This window comes from Streptomyces sp. NPDC089915 (assembly GCF_040684675.1).
Taxonomy (GTDB): Bacteria; Actinomycetota; Actinomycetes; order Streptomycetales; family Streptomycetaceae; genus Streptomyces.
The window spans coordinates 1-2,149 of the sequence record NZ_JBFBGN010000315.1; the positions used below are offsets into that span (position 1 = coordinate 1).

Annotated in this window: 2 protein-coding genes and 1 pseudogene; all 3 read right to left on the reverse strand. The window is 71.5% G+C overall.

All coding sequences use genetic code 11. The features are described from left to right. A pseudogene (locus AB0O29_RS35285) lies at window positions 1–245 on the reverse strand (sulfate ABC transporter substrate-binding protein); the annotation flags it as partial. Window positions 246–466: 221 nt separating this feature from the next. Next, window positions 467–1,795, reverse strand: a complete 1,329-nt coding sequence (locus AB0O29_RS35290; protein ID WP_365160363.1) for a GTP-binding protein — start codon at window positions 1,793–1,795, stop codon at window positions 467–469. Window positions 1,796–1,797: 2 nt separating this feature from the next. Then, window positions 1,798–2,149, reverse strand: a 352-nt coding sequence (locus AB0O29_RS35295; protein WP_365160366.1) for a phosphoadenosine phosphosulfate reductase family protein, incomplete at its 5' end; no start/stop codon positions are given.

A 2,149-nucleotide genomic window follows, 5' to 3' on the forward strand; every position in this document is an offset into this window, starting at 1 on the left:
TTGGCGATCAGGCCCTCCTGGAGGCCGACCAGGGCGGTGGCGTGGGTCAGGTTCGGGAAGTAGCCGATCCGGACCTCGGACGCGGACAGCGCCTTTCCGCCCTCGGAAGCGGCACCGGCGGGCTTGTTCTCCGTCTTCTCCGCCTGGGAACCGTAGCCGCAGGAGGCGAGGACGCCGATCAGCAGCGGCAGGGCGGTGGCGGCGGTGACGCCGCGGCGGAGCAGGGACTTACGGGTGACGGGCACGGGAGGACTTCCTCTCGACGCGCCGTCTGTGTCTTACGGCGCGGTCTTTCGGCGGTGGAGCGGGGACGGGTACGACTCGGGGAGGGCGCGAAGGCGGGATGCCGACGGCAGTTCGGTCATCACGCACATCGCGCCACTCCGCCCTGGCCGCTGCCGAGGGCGCCGCTCCCTACGCGGCCGCCCTCCTTGGCGAAGGTGGTGTACATGTCGGTCCGCATGACCTAGAAGTCCCACCCTTCCTCGTCCGCCTGCACGGTCTCGGCCTGGGAGGCGAAGGACTCGCCCGCCATGCCCGCCGCGAGGGTGGTGCCGTCGGCCGGGTCGATCAGCAGGAAGGACCCGGTGCGGCGCGAGTCGGCGTACGCGTCGAGCGCGAGCGGCTCGGCGGTGCGGACGACGACGCGGCCGATGTCGTTGGCGACCAGCCGGCCCGGGTTCGGGTGCTGGGACAGGTCGTCGAGGGTCAGCCGCGAGGGGATCTCCTTGACGATCGCCTTGACCGTGCGCGTCGTGTGCTTGAGCAGCACCCGGGCACCCACGGCCAGCGGCTGGTCGGCCACGTGGCAGACCGTCGCGACGACGTCCTGCGTGGTGGCCGGGGCGCTCGCGGACGGCGCGATCAGGTCGCCGCGCGAGATGTCGATGTCGTCCTTCAGCCGCAGGGTCACCGACTGCGGGGCCCAGGCGATGTCCACGGGTTCGCCGAGCGCGTCGATGCCCTCGATCACCGAGGTCTTCCCCGACGGGAGGACGGTGACGGCCTCGCCGACGCGCAGCACGCCGGAGGCGATCTGGCCCGCGTAACCGCGGTAGTCGGGGTGCTCGGCGGTCTGCGGACGGATCACGTACTGCACCGGGAAGCGCGCCGGGCAGGCGGTGAGGTCGTGGCTGACCGGGACGGTCTCCAGGTGCTCCAGCACCGTCGGGCCGCCGTACCAGTCCATGTTCGCGGAGGGCTCGACCACGTTGTCCCCGGCCAGGGCCGAGATCGGGATCGCGGTGATCTCCGGGACGCCCAGCTCCGAGGCGTACGCGGTGAACTCCTCGGCGATCTTCGCGAAGTCGGCCTCCCGGTAGTCCACGAGGTCCATCTTGTTGACGGCGAGGACCACGTGGGGGACGCGCAGGAGGGCGGCGACGGCGGCGTGGCGGCGGGTCTGCTCGATGACCCCGTTGCGGGCGTCGACGAGGACCACGGCGAGGTCGGCGGTGGAGGCGCCGGTGACCATGTTCCGGGTGTACTGCACGTGCCCGGGGGTGTCGGCCAGGATGAACCGGCGGCGGGCGGTGGCGAAGTAGCGGTAGGCCACGTCGATGGTGATGCCCTGCTCCCGCTCGGCCCGCAGGCCGTCGGTCAGCAGCGCCAGGTCCGGGGCGTCCTGCCCGCGGTCGGCCGACACCCGCTCCACGGCTTCGAGCTGGTCCTCCAGGACCGACTTGGAGTCGTGCAGCAGGCGGCCCACCAGGGTGGACTTGCCGTCGTCGACGGAACCCGCGGTGGCGAAGCGCAGCAGCGTGGTGGCGCTGAGCTGCTCGGTGGTGGTCGTCATGGTTAGAAGTACCCTTCGCGCTTGCGGTCTTCCATCGCGGCCTCGGACAGCTTGTCGTCGGCGCGGGTCGCACCCCGCTCGGTGAGGCGGGAGACGGCGATCTCGGCGATCACGGCGTCCAGCGAGCCGGCGTCCGAGTCGACGGCGCCGGTGCAGGACATGTCACCGACGGTGCGGTAGCGCACGAGGCGCTTCTCCACCGGCTCGGTGTCCTTGGGGCCGCCCCACTCGCCGGCGGTCAGCCACATGCCGTTGCGCTGGAAGACGTCCCGCTCGTGGGCGAAGTAGATCTCGGGGAGTTCGATGTCCTCGCGGGCGATGTACTGCCACACGTCCAGCTCGGTCCAGTTGGAG

Bases quoted from the DNA above. Each gene is read 5' to 3' on its own strand.
- AB0O29_RS35290 (WP_365160363.1), bottom strand. From the start codon at position 1,795: ATGACGACCACCACCGAGCAGCTCAGCGCCACCACGCTGCTGCGCTTC.